1 protein-coding gene and 2 pseudogenes are annotated in these 660 nt (G+C 70.2%); 1 reads left to right on the top strand and 2 read right to left on the bottom strand.

From position 1 onward, the window contains the following. Window positions 1–202, top strand: a pseudogene (locus FOZ70_RS37225) (cobalamin biosynthesis protein CobD); the annotation flags it as partial. A gap of 67 nt (window positions 203–269) precedes the next feature. Here FOZ70_RS37225 and FOZ70_RS37220 read toward each other — a convergent pair. Both FOZ70_RS37220 and FOZ70_RS37215 read right to left on the bottom strand, forming a co-directional pair. Next, window positions 270–545: a DUF2007 domain-containing protein gene (locus tag FOZ70_RS37220; protein WP_346656432.1), complete on the bottom strand. Its 276-nt coding sequence runs from the start codon at window positions 543–545 to the stop codon at window positions 270–272. Next, window positions 505–660 (bottom strand): annotated as a pseudogene (locus FOZ70_RS37215) (ribosome small subunit-dependent GTPase A); the annotation flags it as partial. The gene FOZ70_RS37220 and the pseudogene FOZ70_RS37215, both read right to left, overlap by 41 nt.

Below are 660 nucleotides of genomic sequence, written 5' to 3'. Positions count from 1 at the left end.
CGCGCTCGGCGCACGCCTCGCGGGGCCGCTCGCGGAACCGTCGAGCCTCGATGCGCTGGCGGTCGGTGACAGCGGTCCGTTGACGGTCGGTGACGATTGCACGCCGCGTACGCTGCAATCCGCGGTTGGCCTTGTCTGGCGCGCAGTGATCCTTTGGATGATTCTGCTGCTGATGCTGACACTCGCCGTCTGGGTGTCGTGACGGGGCAGTGCAGTGCCCGATGAAAGACAAAAGGCCGGCTCGATGCCGGCCTTTTTTGCTGTGCGGGTCAATCGTCGCGCGGGTCGCGCACGGCGCCGCATTGCCAGCAGGCCGTGAACTGGGCCTCGAGCGCCTCGCCGCACTGCCGGCAGCGCCACGGCGCGGCGCCGGCCGACGGGCCATGCGAAGCGGCATCGAGGAGCCGGCGCGCGAGCGCGTCGTCGCGTTCGTCGGCGAGCCACAGCTCGGGTGTGCACGCGTCGGCAGGCAGGCCGCCGNNCGCCGCGCGCGTGCCGCGCGGGTCAGCGGACGATCTGGCTTGCCTCGTGCACGAGTTGCGCATACAGCGCATGCCGTGTCGGCGCGATGCGGCCGTCGGCTACGGCTTCGAGAATCGCGCAGCCGGGTTCGTGCAGATGATGGCAATTATAGAAACGGCAGTCCGCGAGCAGCGGCCG

The sequence above is a fragment of the Burkholderia sp. COPS genome (genome assembly GCF_019425585.1).
Lineage (GTDB): Bacteria > Pseudomonadota > Gammaproteobacteria > Burkholderiales > Burkholderiaceae > Burkholderia > Burkholderia cepacia.
The sequence above is the reverse complement of the archived record's forward strand: the minus strand, read 5'-3'. Positions and strand labels throughout refer to the sequence as shown.